The sequence below is a fragment of the Bacillus sp. es.034 genome (assembly GCF_002563655.1).
Classification (GTDB): Bacteria; Bacillota; Bacilli; order Bacillales; family Bacillaceae_B; genus Rossellomorea.
In genome coordinates this window covers 1,830,702-1,848,796 of the sequence record NZ_PDIY01000001.1, presented here as the reverse complement: position 1 = coordinate 1,848,796, position 18,095 = coordinate 1,830,702, and the positions used below count along the sequence as shown (strand labels likewise).

The window sequence follows — 18,095 nt, the reverse complement described above, 5'->3', positions numbered from 1 at the left end:
AAAATCTGCCATGGAGTATTTCCACTGGATTTTGATCCACTAACTCCTCAAAACCCCGTCACTAATAGGTATTTCAGAATAACAATCCGAATCTAAACGTCTGAATTTTTTGTGAAAGCGCTCTCTCTTTTTTAATTTCATGTATAATGGAGGGGAGGAATATCTTTAGGTGGTGTCCAGATGAAATTGAAAAAAACCTATAATGCAACAGAGTTAAAGACAACCAAAGGAAATATCATTATTGAAGGTCCGATTTCGGCAGAGGAGTTATCGCGCCTTGATTTCCATGAGGACCTGGTCGCTTTCAGACCCCCGGCCCAGCAGCATAAAGCCCTGATCGAGATCGCCGGTTTACCGGAAGGGCGCATCTTGATTGCAAGGGACAATCATACCATTGTCGGGTACGTTACATATTTATATCCTGATCCCCTCGAACGGTGGTCACAGGGGAAGATGAAGAACCTGATCGAGCTCGGAGCCATCGAGGTCATCCCGAAATTCCGCGGGGCGGCCGTCGGGAAGAATCTATTGAAAGTATCCATGATGGATGATCATATGGAAGATTACATCGTCATTACGACAGAATACTATTGGCACTGGGACCTTAAAGGGACGGGCCTTAATGTATGGGAATACCGGAAAGTGATGGAGAAGATGATGAACGCCGGCGGATTGGAATATTACGCAACGGATGACCCTGAAATCAGTTCCCATCCGGCCAACTGCTTAATGGCGAGAATCGGAAAAAGGGTGGATTCAGATTCCATTCAGCAATTTGATCAGCTTCGATTCATGAATCGTTTTATGTATTAGCGTTGTTTCTAAAAGGGGTGGAGAGCGTGATTGTAGAAGAGATAATGAAAACGAAAATCGAAACATTGAAAGCCGACGATACGATTGAATCGGCCATAAACTTAATGAGGGAAAAGAAAATCAAGCATATCCCGATCACGAATGATGAGATGGAAGTCGTCGGCATCGTAAGTGACCGGGACGTGAAGGATGGTACACCTTCCATTTTCCATGATGGATCCGTTACTTCCGAGCTGCAGAAGCCACTTAAATACATCATGAAAACCGAAGTGATCACGGGGCATCCACTGGATTTCGTGGAGGAAGTCGCTGCCCTCTTTTATGAGCATCACATCAGCTGCCTTCCGATCTTGAAGGAAAAGAAGCTCGTCGGGATCATTACAGAAACCGATCTGCTGTATACCCTCATTCAATTGACCGGTGCCCATCAGCCCGGATCTCAGATCGAAGTGAAGGTCCCTCATAAAGCAGGCATCCTCTATGAAGTGGCCGGCATCATCAGACGGCATAATTCCAATATCCAAAGTGTCCTTGTCTATCCCGATAAAAAAGACGAAGCCTTTAAAATCCTTGTATTCCGGGTACGGACGATGAACCCGATGAACGTGATCAGTGATCTTAAGAAAGAAGGATATGACGTGTTATGGCCAAACATGCCGGGAATCTCATCATGACAAAGGATGCTGTCTTCATTTATTCAGATGAACTGCTGGGGTACCGGTTCTCTGATGAGCATCCCTTCAATCAAACCCGGATCACCCTGACGATGGACCTTTTAAAGGAAGTGAACGCTCTTCAACCGGATGACATCGTCCCTCCGCGGATGGCTACAGACGAAGAGTTATTTCTTAATCATGATCCCAACTATGTAAACGCTGTCAGACAAGCGAGTAATGGCCAGCTTTCTCAAGATCAGGCAGAAGGGTTCGGGATCGGTACAGAGGATACCCCCATGTTTCAAGGGATGCATGAAGCAAGTGCGTATTTAGTGGGCGGCACGCTGACGGCCGTTGACTGCGTCATGACCGGTAAGGCGAAGCATGCCCTTCACTTGGGGGGAGGATTGCATCACGGGTTCAAGGGTAAGGCTTCCGGGTTCTGCATTTATAATGACAGTTCGGTTGCAATCCGGTATTTACAGGAAAAATACGGGGCAAGGGTTTTGTACGTCGATACCGATGCCCATCATGGGGACGGGGTACAGTGGTCATTCTACGATGATCCCGATGTTTGTACCCTGTCGATTCACGAAACAGGCCGGTATCTCTTCCCGGGAACGGGCAATATCAATGAGCGCGGTCACGGAAAAGGATATGGATATTCATTCAATATCCCCCTCGATGCCTTCACGGAAGATGAATCGTGGCTCGAGGCCTATGAGATGTCCTTCCGGGAAGTCATTGAATTCTTCAAACCGGACGTGATCCTCACCCAAAACGGTGCGGATGCCCATTACTATGATCCCCTCACCCATCTTTCGGCAACCATGAACATCTACCGGGAAATCCCCCGCATCGCCCATGAGCTTGCCCACGAGTATTGCGATGGGAAATGGATTGCCGTCGGCGGCGGTGGCTATGACATTTGGAGGGTTGTCCCTCGTGCGTGGAGCATGATCTGGATGGAGATGACCGGACAGATGGATCTTACCTCCTCTTTTCCATCCAAATGGGCCGAACGCTGGAAAGGAAAAGCAGGCGTCACGTTACCGGTAGAATGGACAGATGCACCTGATATCTATAAGCCGATACCGAGAAAAGGGGAAATCACGGAAAAGAACAAACAGACCGTTGAAAAAGCCCTGTATTCCATCCGGCAGCAGCTGAAACACAAGCCATCGATTTAATCTAAGACTGACAATTGTACAGTAGAGATGATAGAATGATAGAATAAGTGCCAAGCCCCAAAGCATATGCCAGGGTTTGGCGCTTTTCTGATTAAATCTTTCTATCAATTTGTTTACATAGCTTTCTTGTAAAGGAAAATGTGTTAAACTCCTCCATAATCTTCTAAGAAAAAGGATGTGTGAGGCAATGAATAAATATTTGCCGCTAATGTTAACCGTAACACTTGCAGTGGGAGCCTGTTCCTCTCCCACTGCAACAAAAGAACAGGAAAAGAAAGAAGCCACTTCGGAACAAGACAAGACTGATAAGAAACCGAAAGAAGAAAAGGTGGCAGAAAAGAAGGAAGAGAGTCAGCCACCTTTCAAACCGCTGGAACCTGCTGAGGATGCCGTATCCCTGAAGGAAAGTCTCGCTGAAGAAACAGAGACCGAAGAAACCCAGACCGATGGGGAAGGTCAGAAGGAGAAACCTCAGCGGACGGTGCCTTTCGGTGAGACCCTTGCAAACGGTGTGGAAGACCCATCGGACGGACCATTGAAGAACCATCGTCTCGTAACCTACTACGGAACGCCTGCATCGAAACATATGGGGATCCTCGGAAAATACGAACCAGAAGAATACATAAAGAAACTGAAAGAACAAACCCAGGTTTATTCCGATCTCGACCCGGATCGTCCAGCGGTCCCGACGATTGAATTGATTAGCACCATGGCCCAAAATGCACCCGGTCCAGACGGTGATTATGTGCAGATGACGTCTGAGGAAAATATTGAAACGTATGTGAAGCTTGCCGAGAAGCATGATGCTCTCGTACTGCTCGATATCCAACTCGGAACGGATACGGTGATGAATCAGGTGAAGATGGTTGAAAAGTGGCTTAAACGCCCGAATGTGCACCTCGCCATCGATACGGAATTCCACGTAGCCGAAGGGGAAAAGCCCGGAGAGGATCTCGGTGAAGTGGATGGCCGCGACATCCAGGAAGCCATCGAGTATATATCAGCTATGGCAGAAAAAAATAACCTGCCTGATAAACTGGTTCTCGTTCACCAATTCACCGGTCCCGTGCTGACGAACAAAGATGCGATCAAACCGACAGAAAACGTCGAAGTCGCCATCAACTTTGACGGCTGGGGAGCAGCGGCGGACAAGCAGGCATTGTATGGACGATACGTCCGGGATGAACCGACTCAGTACGGCGCCTTCAAAGTCTTCTATGAGAAGGATTTCCCTGTCCTGACACCCGAAGAGGTGCTTAAGATGGACCCGAGTCCGGCAGTCGTCAACTATCAGTGACCCTGTCTACCCCTTCAAAAAAGCAAGGATTTCTCCATGACGAGAAATCCTTGCTTTTTCATTTATCCTCCAATATAGGACATCTCTATTTTCCGGGATGCCTGGCTTTCTTCGGTTCTTATTTCAGAATAACGATCATCCCGTTTTTCCCATACGCTTCTGATCGCTTCCTTCAATTCATCATCAGAAGCATTGCCCCTTATCATGCTTTTCAAGTCGAATCCGCTTTGGGCAAATAAACACGTGAACAGCTTCCCATCTGTGGATACCCGTGCCCGATTGCAGCTGGTACAAAAACTCTCCGTTACGGAGGATATGAATCCTACCTCCGTATTGGTCCCGCTGTACCGATACCTTTTGGCCACTTCTCCGACATAACCGGGCTCGACGGGTTCCAATGGATAATGACTGTTTATGAGATCATGGATTTCCTTCTTGCTGATGACATCTTTATAATTCCAGCCGTTTGTGGTTCCGACATCCATAAACTCGATGAACCTGAGAGTGATCCCTTCTTGTTTGAAATAGTGGACCATTGGCATGATCTCATTGTCGCTAAGACCTTTTTTCACGACCATATTCACTTTCACTTCAAGGCCTTCCTCTTGTGCAGCACGTATTCCATCCAATACAGGCTTCACTCCCCTGCCCATATCATTGATCTTCATAAATATCTCATCATTCAGGGAATCGAGACTTACGTTTACCCTTGTAAGGCCGGCTTGTTTCAATGCCTTTGCATGCTTCGTCAGGAATACTCCATTTGTCGTCAAGGCGATATCCTTTATCCCTGACACCTTATATAAGCTTTCAATCAGGACTGGCAGATTTTTTCTAAGCAGGGGTTCTCCTCCCGTGAGCCTGATTTTTTCCACACCGAACTCAGAAAAAATACCGGCTAAACGGGTGATCTCCTCAAATGAAAGAATCTCTTCTTTTTCTAAAAAGGGATAATCTGCTCCGAAAATTTCTTTCGGCATGCAGTACCTGCACCGGAAATTACATCGATCCGTTACAGAAATCCTCAAATCACGAAGGGTTCGGGTTCTCTTGTCTATGATATGTTCCATGCAGGGTTCACTCCAATTACATATTTCATACTATTATTTAATATGAGTATCGTAATCTTGCTTCGTATTGATATTATGAAAGGCTTCCCTTTCTCCTATTTCCTCTTCTGTCAAATATAGGACAGAGAGTCCTTTAAGTATATTACCCATTTTGTACTCTTCACTAACGAGCTGGTTATAGATTCTTTCCCTGACAGACTCCCGGTACAGGGCTAATAAAGGTTGAAGCTTACCGCCAATGATCGGAATAATCGCATCATACCTTTCATCAACTTTACTTATCAGCCGGTTCACTAAGCTGCTCGTCACAAGCGGTACATCGACAGGAAGAACAACGTACCATTCTGCTTGATATCCCCTCATGGCCGTATAGATCCCAGCCAGGGGTCCACAACCTTTGAACTCCTCTATATCCTCCACTACCTGTACATTCGGCAAATCATTGAATCGGGGGAATAACGCCCGGCTCGTTACAATGATCACCTCATCGGCAGATGAAGAAACGGCCTGAAGCGAGTGCTGAAAGAACGGCATTCCTTTGTAGAGAGAGAAAGCTTTGTCGCTTCCAAATCGCCTGGATTGTCCACCTGCCACAATGACTCCGGCTATTTTGACATCACGCATCATCATCCTCCCTTTCCTTTTTTAGAGATGCCTGAATCCATGAAAGATACCACTCTTCAAATTCCTTTATCCCGTCATTTGAAAAGTATGCGATCGTACCCTTCTGCTCTTCAATCGGGAAAGGGGATATCACAGCCCTCACATTCACGATCTCCTGAAGGATTCGCTGATCACTCTGGTTCCGCAGGAGAACGATCTTGGGATATCCTTCCTTTTTGTATCCTTCTACTATGATCAGATCCGTTTTCATATAAGAATAGATCGAGAGAATGTCATTAAGCTGCCAATCCGGTTTTGAAATAGACAGCTGAAGCATGCCGTCTCCTTCTACACCTGATATCTTCGCTCCTGCCCTCTGATGAAACGAACTATCTGTCCCTTCAACCACATCGGGCTTCCCCCCGTGACCATGATGCTTGCACGAAGAGACAGAAATCCCTGACTGAGTCGCCCATTCGATCATCTTACAAACCAGGGAAGTCTTCCCGCTATTCTTAAAACCAACCACCTGTATAACCGGAACACCCTTGAACACACGTATCCCCTCTCTTCCATTTACTAAATCCCAATGGCATCTGTTAACCAAGAGTGGGCAATTTACTTTCGATCAAATTACGATTACACTAAAAACAGAGGTGAACGTAATGTCTAACTTTACTCATTTTAATGAAGAGGGCAGAGCGAAGATGGTCGATATATCCGCTAAAGAGGAAACCGTCCGGAACGCCATTGCTCACTCTTCCATTCAAGTCAATCAGGAAATTCATCAAAAGATCGTCCATCATGATTTTAAAAAAGGCGATGTCCTTGGTGTGGCGCAGGTTGCCGGTATCATGGCGGCAAAACAAACATCCTCCATTATCCCGATGTGCCATCCCATTCCCATCAGCAGCGTCAATATTTCTTTCACATGGAAAGAGATGAGTGAAGCCGCTTATGAGCTGCATATCACGGCAGAAGTCAAAACGAAAGGGAGCACCGGGGTGGAGATGGAAGCCTTGACTGCCGCTACGGCAACAGCTCTTTGTGTGTATGATATGTGTAAGTCTGTCGATAAAGGCATGATCATCGGACAAACCTACTTATTGCATAAATCAGGTGGGAAAAATGGTGATTTCCACCGGGACCTTCTCTGACACGCTGCCACTATGAATCAGGGCCGGTCGTTGATTCGATTGACCAATAGGAGGAAGATGAAGGAAAGCGCAATGCTTATCCCGACATATTTCCATGCAAGGCCGTCTTCCCCTGATTCAATGGCAACATATATGGCCGTTGAGATGGTCTGGGTTTTTCCCGGGATGTTCCCTGCAAATAGTAACGTGGCCCCGAATTCCCCCAATGCCCTTGTGAAGCTGAGTACGGTTCCCGTCAGCAGGGACCTGCTTGCAAGCGGGATCGAAACGTACATGAGTGTCTTCCTTTCTGAAGCACCATCCACCCTTGAAGCATCCTCGATATCTCCATCTATACTCAGAAATCCTGCTTTCGCTGATTGATACATCAATGGGAACGCCACCACGATAGCCGCAACGATGGCTGCATAAGGAGTAAACAAAATTGTTTCTCCCATTACTTTTTCTATACCTCTCCCTATTGGACTATTGATCCCGAACACTATGAGAAGGATAAACCCGAGGACGGACGGGGGTAATACGAGCGGCAGCATGAACAGGGTTTCCAAAACGGTCTTGCCCCGAAAGTTGATCCGGGAGAACGTATGTGAAAGTGCTACAGAAACAATGAACGTAAAAATTGTTGCTGACGCTGCAACCAAAAGGGAAAGCTTGATAGGGAACCAAAATGATTCCATCTGAATGTCCACCTACTTTTTTTTCACAAATTACCCTTTCGTAAATCCAAATTTTTCAAACGTCGCTTTTCTTTTATCATTGATGACAAATTTGTAGAAAACGGCTGCTTCTTTTGGATGCCTGCTACCTTGCAATACTCCTGCGTAGTAACCGATCTTTGAATGGTAGGAAGGATTGATTTCCTGGATGGATTTCACCTTTTCGCTGGCGGTTAAATCACTGGCATAGACAATCCCCAGCGAAACAGACTGATTCTCCACCAATGTAAGGACCCCTCTAACATCTTTGGCCAATACCAGCTGATCCTTGACTGAGTTCCATTTATCCATTCCCATAAGTGCCTGTTTTGCATAGTTTCCTGCTGGTACGAATGCCGGGTTCCCTATGGCAAGCTTATCCTTCGAGCGGGAAAGGTCATCAAGACTTAGATTTCTGCTGGATACAGGGGCGATGATCACTAACCGGTTTGTTAAGAACGACCCTCCCCGGCTAGAGTCAATCAATCCCCGGTCTACCAATCTTTCATAATCCTTTTTTGATGCAGAAAGGAACACATCACTCGGTGCCCCTTGTTCCACCTGTTTTCTTAACGCCCCTGTCCCTCCAAAGTTAAAGACGACATGAATGCTGGGATGCTGTTTTTCAAAATCCTTTTTCACTTCCTTCATGCTATCTTTCAGACTGGCCGCTGCCGATATGGTCAGGGTGACCTTGTCCCGGTCTTCTGGAGAACAGCCGGTTACGAAGAGTATTATGAAGATGATGATCCATATCCCTTTTCTTATCATGTTTTCCTTCTACCTCGAATCCTTTGTTAATTCATTTGCTATATGCCCCATTTCAGGAATGATCAATTGTTCCATCGCAAGCTTCACAGCCCCCGATGATCCCGGCATGGAAAAGATGATCGTGTCACCCGTTACTCCTGCCATCGCCCTTGATAGGATGGCGGCCGACCCTATATCATCCCGGTAGCTCAGGAAACGGAACAGTTCACCAAAGCCCACCAACTCTTTATCCAAAAGAGGTTTTACTGCTTCTATCGTTACATCCCTTTTGCTTATCCCTGTCCCGCCATTCAAAAGAACCGCCTGTATCTCTTGATTATGTATCGCTTTTTCAATTGCAGCCGTAATGGTGCTGATATCATCTTTTACGATTTCATATTCAGTGACTGCATGGCCCCATTGTTGGAGGTATTCCATAAGAAGCTTCCCGCTTTTATCTGTTTCTTTTGTTCTTGTATCGCTTACTGTCACCACTTTACATGAGACTATTTTAACTGATGACTTCCGATGTTCTTCTAACAATGGATCGTCTCCTTTCATATCTTCATCGTCTGGCGGGTACCCCTATTATCCCCCACTGACTGGGGGAATGAGGGCCACGACGTCTCCTGATGAAATCACTTCATCTTCAAGGGAGTATTGTTCATTGACGGCAACCATGACGCCATCCAGGGGAAGTTGATACTCGTCCATCAGCCGTTCCTTCAGCTCTTTTACGGTGAGTTCCCCCTTATCGATCGTCACTTCTTGTCGACCTGCCCTTTCCTGCAGATGGGCAAAAAGGAATATCTTAATCATCCGCTCCACTTCCTTTCATCGGTATCCCGTCCGGATATTCTACCTGCCCGAGTTGATCTCCTATCCACTGTTCGCCGTCTTCCCAGTGCTCTTTCTTCCAGATCGGGACGATTTTCTTTATCTGTTCGATCACGTATTCATTGGCTTCATAAGCCGCTTTCCTGTGGGGGGATGATACGGCAATGACCACTGCCACGTCGGATATTTCAAGCCTTCCCACCCGGTGTGTGATCGCCACTTTCGCAGTCGGCCATTTGTCTTGGACCTGCCCCCCGATTTCTTCAAGTTTCTTCACAGCCATTGGTTCATAGGCCTGATATTCCAAATAGAGGGTTCTTCTTCCTTTCGTCCATTCCCGGACGGTGCCGCAAAAAATGGTTACGGCTCCGGCGTCCCGGCTTTCCACTTTCGCAGAAACTTCTTCTGGATGAATAGGAGTATCTGTTATCACAAATAAATCGTCATTCACGGAGCTGCATCCTTTCTTTACTTGATTCTTTTTTAAAAATACGGTTCCCGAACTGATCACTGCCCTGCTGATCGTCCAGAAGCAGGACATGAACCCGCATTCCCTGTTCGTATCCCCTTGTCCCACTCGGAAGGACGATAAGGACATTGGCAGAAGCCAGTGAAGATACGACTCCTGATTTATCAAGACCTGTAGGCGTGGCAAACACGCTTCCGCCTGAATACGTCATTTCCCCCCTGACAAACCGGGTAAAGGGATTTGGTTTAGGAAAATCTTTACCGAGAATGGCTTCTTCACTTCTGACAAAAAGGTGGGGGCAGTGTAAGAAGTACCGAATGATGGGTCTTACAAATAATTCAAAGCCTACATAACAGGCAGATGGATTGCCGGATAATCCGAATAGGAGCTTTCCATCCTTCTCTGCTACGGTTGTGACACTTCCAGGCCGCATTCCCACTTTATTGAACAGCACATTGGCTCCAAGCTTATGATAAATATCCGGAAGGTAATCATAATCGCCCACGGATACACCGCCTGTCGTGATCAGGAAATCCACCTGTTTAAGGGCATTTTTCACGCGCTCGAAGCACAGGTCAAAGTCATCGCTCAATTGGCCGAGGAAGACCCCTTCGCCCCCTGCCCGTTCAATCTGGGAGAGGACCATGTATGAATTGCTATTCCGGATCTTGCCTGGTTCGAGTGGTTCATCTATTTCAAGCAATTCACTTCCCGTCGCCAGGACTCCTATTTTCGGTTTCCTGCTCACCGGTACTTCCTTATAACCGAATGTGGCCAGGAGCGCCACGATGCCGGGATTGATGTACGTTCCTTTTTCTGCTAGGATCGTCCCTTTTTTCGTGTCCTCCCCACGGAAGGAAATATTGTCCCCCTCCTTATATGGCCGGTTAATGGTAATGTATGCTCTTCCTTTTTCTTCATAGTTCTTCACCAATTCAAGCATGACTACTGCGCTCGCTCCCTGGGGAATCGGTGCGCCTGTCATGATCCTGACGGCCTGGTTCTCTTTTATTGGTTGATTGTATACACTTCCTGCTCCTATTTCAGAAACCACTTCCATAGAAACAGGATTTCCCCTCGACGCATCTGCCGTATCTTCGGCTCTTATGGCAAACCCATCATATGGGGACCGGTCAAATAGAGGGACATCATGATCGGCAACTAGATTTTCCCCAAGGATTCTGCCGGATGCCTTTTCGATTTCCACGGTTTCATTTATGCCTCTCTTTTTATACTTCAGGAGACATTCTATGGCTTCTTCTACCTTAATGGGCGTTCGACGTTCCAACATCTGCTCCCTCCTATCCGATTAAGCGATTATAAATCTTTTTCGCTTCGTTCATATCATTGGTACCATGGATGAATGTCCGGCCATCATGAAAGAACACGATCCTGTATGGCTCATAATGAAATGAAAGCAAATAGGGATTCCGCTTCATTTCGCCTAAACCCTCTAAGTTTCGTTCCAGTTCATGTAATGAGTGTGGATGATGCGGCGACCTGATCTGCACTGTATCCCTTCCGCAAAGGACCGTTGTCTTAATGCGGTTTTCGAATTGTAGATATGGATAAACAGGATTTTCACCACAGGAAGGGCAGTCATCTCTTTTGGCCTTTGATACGTTCATCGTACAGGATTGATTGCCCCACAGATCGAAGGTGATGACCCCATCTCTCAATGATCCGTGATCTTCCACTAAAATCTTCAGTGCTTCCGTCGTTTGATAGGCCGCTACCATTTGGACCACAGGAGCGATGATACCGGAAGAATCGCACGTCCCCCCTGACATCGGAAAGGATCCAGTGAGACAATTCAAGCAAGGCGTCTTTCCTGGAAGAATCGTATAACTCATCCCCGTGCTCCCGACACAGGATCCATATATCCACGGAACGTGATATTTAAGAGAAATGTCATTTATGATAAACCGAATATCAAAGTTATCCGTACAATCCAACAACAGATCCGCATCGTTAGCGTGTTTTGACAGCCACTCTGCGTCAGCTTCTGCCACCGAGGCAGTGATATGTACTCCTGAATGAATCTTTTCCAATCGGTTTTTGGCTGCGACGGCTTTAGGTAACCCCTCCATGGCATCGCTCTCTGTATATAATTGCTGACGATGAAGGTTGCTCATCTCCACATAATCGCGGTCAATGATTGTCAATCTACCTACCCCCGCCCTGACAAGGGATTCTGCATTGGCAGACCCCAACGCCCCCGCCCCGATCACGACGACATGCTTTTCAGCTATCTTTCCCTGCCCGGATTCCCCAATTGGTTTGAACAATATTTGACGGGAATATCTGTCACTCATTCTGCTTCCACCCCTTTTAAGCTCTGTTCGTTTCAAGTGAAGGCTGGTCTCCCTTCCCCGAACTCTATTTTTTCAGAGCATTCTCAAAAATCATAGAAACATTATCTTTTACCCTAAAGAGACCGTTTATATTCCTGTATATGATCATAACTTTCTATCAATTTCTCTTTTTCACCTTCCCCCAGTAAACAGATGCCCGACACCATGCCGTTTATACGGTTATATAAAAATAAGAAACTATTTTTTTCATTTTTTTAAACATTTCATGTTTTCCTTTCTTACTTAATAGGGAAAACATGAAATGATGATAGTTTCAAATGGGAGGATTTGCTGTTGGAGGATAAAAGTATTCTAACCCGCACGGTCCGTAAATATGGAGATGGAGCCTTTTTTGATGAAGTGGATGAGGTGGCGGCTGAATTCCCGCTGACCGTTCATTTAAATGGGGAAGAATGGGCGACGATGGTCTGTTCTCCTTCCAACCTGGAGGAATTGGTGGTTGGCTTTTTGGCTTCAGAGGGGATCATTCGGCGCTTCACCGAAATCACCCGTCTTTCCATCGATCAGGATAAGGGGTTCGCCTATGTACAAATCGATAAACTTCCGGAAGACAGGGCAAGGAATACCTCGAAACGTTTTATCGGTTCCTGCTGCGGGAAAAGCAGACAATTTTATTTCACGAACGATATGCTCACAGCCAAAACGGTGACGGCCAAAACGGAACTTACCGCTCCTATGGCCATTCACCACATGCAAGAACTGCAGGATCATTCCCGGGATTTTCACAGAACAGGAGGAATGCACAATGCAGCGATTTGCAGCACCACAGGCATCATCCAATGTTATCAGGATATCGGAAGGCACAACGCACTGGATAAGCTCTATGGATATTGCCTCATGAATCACATTTCAGTCAGGGATAAGGTCATTGCGTTCAGCGGGAGGATCTCTTCTGAGGTGCTGCTGAAGATTTCCAAGATGGGGATTGCCATCCTGCTATCCAAGTCTGCCCCGACCAATCTTGCATTGGAACTCGCAGATGACCTGGGGATCACGGCCGTTGGATTCATCAGGGGTGACAGAATGAATATCTATACCCACCCTGAAAGGATAACCGGTACAGAGCTACATATTTAGGAAAAGCACGAAGATTGATAAAGAGGGGGAGTTATTTAAATGGAAGGAAAGGTAACCGTTTTCATCAATGGCATTCAATATGAGGCAGAACCAGGTATGTCTGTCCTGGAATTTCTTAATCTTAGGAAAGTAGAAATTCCACAGGTTTGTTACCAGGAAAGTCTCGGTAGCATCGAAACCTGTGATACTTGCATTGTCTCCATTAATGGGGAACTGAAGAGAGCCTGTGGGACACCGCTTCAAGAGGCAATGGATATTCAGACGGAGCTTTCCCATGTGAAAGAGGCCAGATTCAAAGCGATGGACACTATTCTCGAAAATCATGAACTATACTGTACGGTCTGTGAGAAAAACAATGGTGACTGCACCCTTCATAATACAGTGGCTATGATGGGACTCGAGCATCAGATGAAACCATTCGAACCAAAGCCATATGAGAAAGATTTCTCCGGTCAATTCTATCGGTATGATCCGGATCAATGTATCCTCTGCGGAAAATGCGTGGAAGCATGCCAGGATATCGAGGTGAATGAAACACTGTCCATTGACTGGGAGCGTAAGAATCCCCGGGTCATCTGGGATAATGATGTCCCGATCGATCAGTCCTCCTGTGTCAGCTGTGGTCAATGTGTGACCGTATGTCCGTGCAACGCCCTCATGGAAAACGATATGCTCGGAAAAGCGGGGTATATGACAGGCTATAATACGAGCCTCCTGCGATCGATGATTGATATTACGAAAAACGTGGAAACAGGCTACGGTCCCCTTTTCGCTGTTTCCGATTCAGAAGCCCAGATGAGGGATGATCAAATCAAGAAAACCAAAACCGTGTGTACGTATTGCGGGGTAGGCTGCAGCTTCAATGTCTGGACAAAAGGAAGGGATATATTAAAGATGTCCCCTACTGAAGAAGCCCCGGCTAACGGGATTGCATCCTGTGTGAAAGGGAAATTCGGCTACGGCCATGTGAACAGCGACAAACGGCTCACCCGCCCGTTGATCCGCGAGGGAGATCATTTCAAGGAAGTCGAGTGGGAAGAAGCCCTCCATTATGTGGCAGAGAAGTTCAGGGAAATCAAAGAAAAGAATGGACCGGACGCCCTCGGATTCATCGCCTCATCCAAAGCAACCAATGAGGAGTCCTATCTCGTGCAAAAGTTGGCGAGACAGGTCATTGGAACGAATAACGTGGATAATTGTTCCCGCTATTGCCAGTCTCCTGCAACCAAAGGATTATTCAGGACAGTCGGATACGGTGGCGATGCAGGCTCCATGAAGGATATCGAACATGCCGACCTGGTCATGCTGGTCGGGACAAACACAGCGGATGCCCATCCTGTGCTCGCATCCAAAATCAAACGTTCCCACAAGCTCTTCGGACAAAAATTGATTGTGGCTGACTTACGAAAGCATGAAATGGCCCAGAGAGCCGATCTTTTCCTACATCCGAATCCAGGGACCGATCTCGTATGGCTTTCCGCCCTATCCAAATACATCATTGACCAGGACTGGCATGATAAAGAGTTCATCGACGAACAAGTGAATGATTTCAATGAATATTATCAAAGCCTTGCTCCTTTTACAATGGAATATGCCGAGGAAAAAACGGGTATTTCCAGGGAACATCTCAAAGCCGTTGCAGAGAACATCCACCGTGCGGGTTCAACGGCCATCTGCTGGGCAATGGGTGTTACCCAGCATCAAATCGGGTCTGATACGTCCACTGCCATCTCGAACCTCCTGCTGGTTACAGGAAACTATGGAAAACCCGGGGCAGGCGCTTACCCTCTCCGTGGTCATAATAACGTCCAGGGAGCAAGCGATTTCGGAAGCATGCCGAATACCTTCCCTGGCTACCAGAGTGTGGAGGATGAAGAAATCCGCGCGAAATTCGAAAAGGCCTGGAAAACAGAGCTTCCTAAAGATATCGGGATGAACAACCACGAAATGGTGGAGGAAATCCACGAAGGTAATCTGAAAGGATTGTATGTCACCGGTGAGGATATGGGAATCGTCGACTCTAACATCAACTATGTGACAGACGCATTTGAGAAGCTTGAATTCTTCGTCGTCCAGGATCTGTTCCTGACAAAAACCGCAGAATATGCAGATGTGGTGCTTCCTGCCGTACCAAGTGTAGAAAAGGAAGGAACCTTCACGAATACTGAGCGGCGCATCCAGCGTATTTATCAGGCACTCGAGCCTTTAGGGGAAGCAAGACCAGACTGGGAGATTTATTCAGGTATCGCTGAAAAACTCGGATTCAACTGGGGATATCATTCGCCGGCAGAAATCATGGATGAAGCCGCTTCACTGACTCCATTGATTGCAGGGGTTTACTACGATAGATTGGAAGGATTCAACAGTCTGCAATGGCCGGTGCAGGAGGATGGGACGGATACACCTCTCCTTTACACGGACGGTTTTCACTTCGATGACGGAAAAGCCCGATTCTATCCGCTTGAATATGAATACAATTATCCTGCACAAAAAGGATACGATTATCATGTGAATAACGGTCGGGTGCTTGAACATTTCCATGAAGGAAATATGACCTCCCATACGAAAGGGATCCGAAACAAAATCCCGGAACCATTCTTTGAAGTGTCCGAAAAAATGGCTAAGGAACTTGAAATTGAAGAAGGTGCTCTCATCAAGCTTTCCAATGATAATGGTTTCAGCACTGGAAGGGTACATGTGACGAAGGAAGTGTTTGATAAGGAATTGTATATCACTTTAAACAGTGACGGTAAAAATGCGGTGAATTATTTGACAAGCAACAATGTTGATAAAGATACCGATACACCTGCTTATAAAGAGGTTCCTGCCAAAGTGGAAGTTCTCGAGAAAAAAGGGAAATCGCCCATCCCTCATAACAATCACCGCTGGGCAACACGCAATCCGCAATTGGGCCCTGAAGTAGAAAGAAAGTGGGATCGAGAAGATTATGTCTTTCCGGGAAGTGAGGTTGATACGAATGGCTAAATCCATTGATAAGATTATTCCCCTCGAGATTCCGAAAGAAAAAATTCAGGAGCAGAACTTAAATGAACTGATAGAAGCCCTGGCTGATAATAAAGATTCCCTTTTGAAGGTCATCGGCATCATTAAGCACATGGATGAAAATCGAAACCTGGATACCATCAGCGCCATGGTGAACCATCAAGAGGATATCCTGTATAACTTTTCAAAGGAAGCCAATAAGGATCAGAACGCGGCCATCCTTAATAATCTTGCCCGTATGACTGAATTACTCGGAAGTTTAAATCTGGAAGGGATTGAAACATTGAGCGTCCGGAATACGCGTAACCTGAATATCGGAAAAGAAAGGCCATCTACCAAGAGAACCGGGATCTTCGGACTTTTCCGAGCCCTTGGGGACCCGGCCGTTCAGCGAACAATTACGATCATTATCTATATTTTAAGGGGGATCGGTAAAAACCGGGTGAAAAATGATAAGAAATAATACAAAAAAAAACAGGCTTCCGACCTTTAAAGTTGGAAGCCTGTTATCTATTGTTCCTCATAAGCGGGATCCGTGATGATCACTTCGACACGCCTGTTTTTCTGGAGGTTCTCCACTTTATCATTAGGAGCGACCGGACGCGTGTCCCCATATCCGACGGCGATGAACCGCTTTGGATCGAGATCTTCCGTTGTGATCAAGTATCGCACCACACTGCTCGCCCTTGCCGATGAGAGCTCCCAGTTTGACGGGAAGCGATATGTATTGATGGGGCGGTTATCTGTATGTCCCTCCACCTTAACAAAGTTCGGGATTTCCGATAATAGCACGCCGACCTTGTCCAGAAACGGATAGGCATCCGGAAGGACCGTTGCTTCACCTGAAGCAAACAGTGCTTGTTCCTGAAGGACGAGCACGACTCCCCGCTCGGATCTGGTCGCCACCACGACGTCACTCAATTTGTTTTCTTTCAAATAGCTTTGAATATCTGAGAGTAACGCGTTTAAGTCCTGTTCTGCTTCTCTCTTCTTTGACTCCTCCGATTCCATATCGGGTTCTGCCGACGGGTTATCGAAAGGGATGACAGAAGGATAGAATTCGAGGATCTGCCGTTGCTGAAAGGAATCAGCGATGGTCCTGAATTTCACGATATCGATCTGTGACATAGAGAATAATAGAATAAAGAATACAAGAATAAGAGTAATAAGATCAGAAAACGTAACCATCCATTTTGGAGCCCCCGGAGGCTGAGATGCCGGTCTTCGTCTACGCTTCATCTGGTGCTGCCCCTTCTTGTTTCCTGCCTGAATACATCTGTAATTCCTCATTGGATAAGAACACTCTTAATTTTTCTTCCAATATTTTTGGATTTTGACCGGATTGTACCCCGATGACACCTTCGATCACGATTTGTTTCATAAACACTTCTTTCTCTGTTTTCATCGCAAGCTTAGAAGCCATTGGCAGGAAGACGAGATTCGCAAGCAGGGATCCATACAAGGTCGTCAGTAAGGCGATCGCCATATTGGGACCAAGTGAAGCAGGATCATTTAAATTCTTTAACATCAGGACGAGACCGATCAGTGTTCCGATCATCCCCCAGGCCGGGGCATATTCCCCTGCCTTATCCAATAAACTCTTATTTTTACGGTGCCGCTCCTCTAATGCAATGATTTCAGCATTCATGATGTCGAGGATCACATCCTGCTCGATTCCATCGACTGCGAGCAGCACCCCTTTTCGGATAAAGGGATCCTCGACCGCTTCCACCTCTGCCTCAAGTGAGAGGAGGCCTTCCCGTCTCGCCTTTTCTGACAGGGTCACAAACGTCCGGATCAAGTCATGAAGATCATATTCCACATCCCGGAAGGATTCTCTCATCACTTTCCCCAGCTGTTTCAGTTCCCTGATCGAAAAGCTGACGAGCATGGCTGCGATCAATCCGCCGATGACCACGAAGATGGATGGAAGATCGATGAAAGAACTGAATCCGGTCACTCCCGCATTCGAAATGATCGCGAATGCAACGAATAGAAATCCTACTACAACCCCGATTGGTGTAAGAACATCAAGCTTTTTCATTTTGACTCTCCCTACAAAATAAGTTCTGTTTGTCTTTATCCTTTATATCGACAAACTTC

At 46.5% G+C, this 18,095-nt stretch carries 20 protein-coding genes; 8 read left to right on the top strand and 12 right to left on the bottom strand.

Features of this window, described 5'->3' with window-relative positions:
* Nucleotides 1-180 precede the first annotated feature (180 nt).
* From ATG71_RS09360 to ATG71_RS09345, 4 genes are all read left to right on the top strand, one after another.
* The gene (locus ATG71_RS09360; RefSeq protein WP_098439352.1) at nucleotides 181-813 is read left to right on the top strand and encodes a GNAT family N-acetyltransferase; all 633 of its coding nucleotides are present in this window, start codon (nucleotides 181-183) and stop codon (nucleotides 811-813) included.
* Between the two features lie 26 nt (nucleotides 814-839).
* Entirely contained in the window at nucleotides 840-1,487 is a 648-nt protein-coding gene (locus ATG71_RS09355) for an acetoin utilization AcuB family protein (RefSeq protein WP_098439351.1), read from the top strand.
* Nucleotides 1,484-2,659: an acetoin utilization protein AcuC gene (locus ATG71_RS09350; protein WP_098441776.1), complete on the top strand. Its 1,176-nt coding sequence runs from the start codon at nucleotides 1,484-1,486 to the stop codon at nucleotides 2,657-2,659. The genes ATG71_RS09355 and ATG71_RS09350 overlap by 4 nt, the downstream gene beginning before the upstream one ends.
* Nucleotides 2,660-2,846: 187 nt before the next feature.
* Nucleotides 2,847-3,956: a hypothetical protein gene (locus ATG71_RS09345; protein WP_098439350.1), complete on the top strand. Its 1,110-nt coding sequence runs from the start codon at nucleotides 2,847-2,849 to the stop codon at nucleotides 3,954-3,956.
* Between the two features lie 62 nt (nucleotides 3,957-4,018).
* Here ATG71_RS09345 and moaA read toward each other — a convergent pair whose 3' ends face one another.
* The 3 genes from moaA to mobB are packed head-to-tail and all read right to left on the bottom strand — an operon-like array spanning nucleotide 4,019 to nucleotide 6,185.
* Entirely contained in the window at nucleotides 4,019-5,026 is a 1,008-nt protein-coding gene (gene moaA / locus ATG71_RS09340) for a GTP 3',8-cyclase MoaA (RefSeq protein ID WP_098439349.1), read from the bottom strand.
* Nucleotides 5,027-5,059: 33 nt separating this feature from the next.
* The gene (locus ATG71_RS09335) at nucleotides 5,060-5,656 is read right to left on the bottom strand and encodes a molybdenum cofactor guanylyltransferase (RefSeq protein WP_098439348.1); all 597 of its coding nucleotides are present in this window, start codon (nucleotides 5,654-5,656) and stop codon (nucleotides 5,060-5,062) included.
* Nucleotides 5,643-6,185, bottom strand: coding sequence for a molybdopterin-guanine dinucleotide biosynthesis protein B (gene mobB / locus ATG71_RS09330; protein ID WP_179886502.1), 543 nt, complete (start codon nucleotides 6,183-6,185; stop codon nucleotides 5,643-5,645). Before mobB ends, ATG71_RS09335 begins: the two co-directional genes overlap by 14 nt.
* 109 nt (nucleotides 6,186-6,294) lie before the next feature.
* On the opposite strand from mobB, the gene moaC reads away from it, so the two are divergent.
* Complete coding sequence (moaC, locus tag ATG71_RS09325) at nucleotides 6,295-6,786, top strand: cyclic pyranopterin monophosphate synthase MoaC (protein ID WP_098439346.1); 492 nt, start codon at nucleotides 6,295-6,297, stop codon at nucleotides 6,784-6,786.
* A gap of 17 nt (nucleotides 6,787-6,803) precedes the next feature.
* Here the strand turns inward: moaC and modB are convergent, their stop codons facing one another.
* The 7 genes from modB to ATG71_RS09290 are packed head-to-tail and all read right to left on the bottom strand — an operon-like array spanning nucleotide 6,804 to nucleotide 11,852.
* Entirely contained in the window at nucleotides 6,804-7,463 is a 660-nt protein-coding gene (gene modB, locus ATG71_RS09320) for a molybdate ABC transporter permease subunit (protein WP_098439345.1), read from the bottom strand.
* A 30-nt stretch (nucleotides 7,464-7,493) separates the two neighbouring features.
* On the bottom strand, nucleotides 7,494-8,252 hold the full coding sequence (gene modA / locus ATG71_RS09315) for a molybdate ABC transporter substrate-binding protein (RefSeq protein ID WP_098439344.1): 759 nt from the start codon (nucleotides 8,250-8,252) through the stop codon (nucleotides 7,494-7,496).
* Between the two features lie 9 nt (nucleotides 8,253-8,261).
* On the bottom strand, nucleotides 8,262-8,774 hold the full coding sequence (locus ATG71_RS09310) for a MogA/MoaB family molybdenum cofactor biosynthesis protein (protein ID WP_286162957.1): 513 nt from the start codon (nucleotides 8,772-8,774) through the stop codon (nucleotides 8,262-8,264).
* A gap of 45 nt (nucleotides 8,775-8,819) precedes the next feature.
* Nucleotides 8,820-9,050: a molybdopterin converting factor subunit 1 gene (gene moaD, locus ATG71_RS09305; protein WP_098439342.1), complete on the bottom strand. Its 231-nt coding sequence runs from the start codon at nucleotides 9,048-9,050 to the stop codon at nucleotides 8,820-8,822.
* On the bottom strand, nucleotides 9,043-9,519 hold the full coding sequence (locus ATG71_RS09300; RefSeq protein ID WP_098439341.1) for a molybdenum cofactor biosynthesis protein MoaE: 477 nt from the start codon (nucleotides 9,517-9,519) through the stop codon (nucleotides 9,043-9,045). Before ATG71_RS09300 ends, moaD begins: the two co-directional genes overlap by 8 nt.
* Nucleotides 9,512-10,828 (bottom strand): molybdopterin molybdotransferase MoeA, encoded by a 1,317-nt coding sequence (locus tag ATG71_RS09295; protein WP_098439340.1) that lies wholly within the window; start codon nucleotides 10,826-10,828, stop codon nucleotides 9,512-9,514. Before ATG71_RS09295 ends, ATG71_RS09300 begins: the two co-directional genes overlap by 8 nt.
* Before the next feature lie 10 nt (nucleotides 10,829-10,838).
* A complete protein-coding gene (locus ATG71_RS09290; RefSeq protein ID WP_098439339.1) occupies nucleotides 10,839-11,852 on the bottom strand; it encodes a MoeB/ThiF family adenylyltransferase in 1,014 nt (337 codons plus the stop codon).
* A 333-nt stretch (nucleotides 11,853-12,185) separates the two neighbouring features.
* Here ATG71_RS09290 and fdhD point away from each other — a divergent pair, with 333 nt between their 5' ends.
* From fdhD to ATG71_RS09275, 3 genes are read left to right on the top strand one after another with little or no spacing between them, the layout of a single operon-like run.
* A complete protein-coding gene (gene fdhD / locus ATG71_RS09285; RefSeq protein ID WP_098439338.1) occupies nucleotides 12,186-12,989 on the top strand; it encodes a formate dehydrogenase accessory sulfurtransferase FdhD in 804 nt (267 codons plus the stop codon).
* 39 nt (nucleotides 12,990-13,028) lie between these two features.
* Nucleotides 13,029-15,974: a formate dehydrogenase subunit alpha gene (fdhF, locus tag ATG71_RS09280; RefSeq protein WP_098439337.1), complete on the top strand. Its 2,946-nt coding sequence runs from the start codon at nucleotides 13,029-13,031 to the stop codon at nucleotides 15,972-15,974.
* Nucleotides 15,967-16,455, top strand: a complete 489-nt coding sequence (locus tag ATG71_RS09275) for a helical membrane plugin domain-containing protein (protein WP_179886501.1) — start codon at nucleotides 15,967-15,969, stop codon at nucleotides 16,453-16,455. Before fdhF ends, ATG71_RS09275 begins: the two co-directional genes overlap by 8 nt.
* A 47-nt stretch (nucleotides 16,456-16,502) precedes the next feature.
* Here ATG71_RS09275 and motS read toward each other — a convergent pair whose 3' ends face one another.
* Nucleotides 16,503-17,231, bottom strand: coding sequence for a flagellar motor protein MotS (gene motS / locus ATG71_RS09270; RefSeq protein ID WP_098439335.1), 729 nt, complete (start codon nucleotides 17,229-17,231; stop codon nucleotides 16,503-16,505).
* Nucleotides 17,221-18,036, bottom strand: a complete 816-nt coding sequence (gene motP / locus ATG71_RS09265) for a flagellar motor protein MotP (protein WP_098439334.1) — start codon at nucleotides 18,034-18,036, stop codon at nucleotides 17,221-17,223. The genes motS and motP overlap by 11 nt, the downstream gene beginning before the upstream one ends.
* Between the last annotated feature and the right edge of the window lie 59 nt (nucleotides 18,037-18,095).

Coding starts and splice junctions, on each gene's coding strand:
- ATG71_RS09360 (WP_098439352.1), top strand. CDS start 181: ATGAAATTGAAAAAAACCTATAATGCAACAGAGTTAAAGACAACCAAA.
- ATG71_RS09350 (WP_098441776.1), top strand. CDS start 1,484: ATGACAAAGGATGCTGTCTTCATTTATTCAGATGAACTGCTGGGGTAC.
- ATG71_RS09345 (WP_098439350.1), top strand. CDS start 2,847: ATGAATAAATATTTGCCGCTAATGTTAACCGTAACACTTGCAGTGGGA.
- moaA (WP_098439349.1), bottom strand. CDS start 5,026: ATGGAACATATCATAGACAAGAGAACCCGAACCCTTCGTGATTTGAGG.
- ATG71_RS09335 (WP_098439348.1), bottom strand. CDS start 5,656: ATGATGATGCGTGATGTCAAAATAGCCGGAGTCATTGTGGCAGGTGGA.
- moaC (WP_098439346.1), top strand. CDS start 6,295: ATGTCTAACTTTACTCATTTTAATGAAGAGGGCAGAGCGAAGATGGTC.
- modB (WP_098439345.1), bottom strand. CDS start 7,463: ATGGAATCATTTTGGTTCCCTATCAAGCTTTCCCTTTTGGTTGCAGCG.
- modA (WP_098439344.1), bottom strand. CDS start 8,252: ATGATAAGAAAAGGGATATGGATCATCATCTTCATAATACTCTTCGTA.
- moaD (WP_098439342.1), bottom strand. CDS start 9,050: ATGATTAAGATATTCCTTTTTGCCCATCTGCAGGAAAGGGCAGGTCGA.
- ATG71_RS09295 (WP_098439340.1), bottom strand. CDS start 10,828: ATGTTGGAACGTCGAACGCCCATTAAGGTAGAAGAAGCCATAGAATGT.
- ATG71_RS09290 (WP_098439339.1), bottom strand. CDS start 11,852: ATGAGTGACAGATATTCCCGTCAAATATTGTTCAAACCAATTGGGGAA.
- fdhF (WP_098439337.1), top strand. CDS start 13,029: ATGGAAGGAAAGGTAACCGTTTTCATCAATGGCATTCAATATGAGGCA.
- ATG71_RS09275 (WP_179886501.1), top strand. CDS start 15,967: ATGGCTAAATCCATTGATAAGATTATTCCCCTCGAGATTCCGAAAGAA.
- motS (WP_098439335.1), bottom strand. CDS start 17,231: ATGAAGCGTAGACGAAGACCGGCATCTCAGCCTCCGGGGGCTCCAAAA.
- motP (WP_098439334.1), bottom strand. CDS start 18,036: ATGAAAAAGCTTGATGTTCTTACACCAATCGGGGTTGTAGTAGGATTT.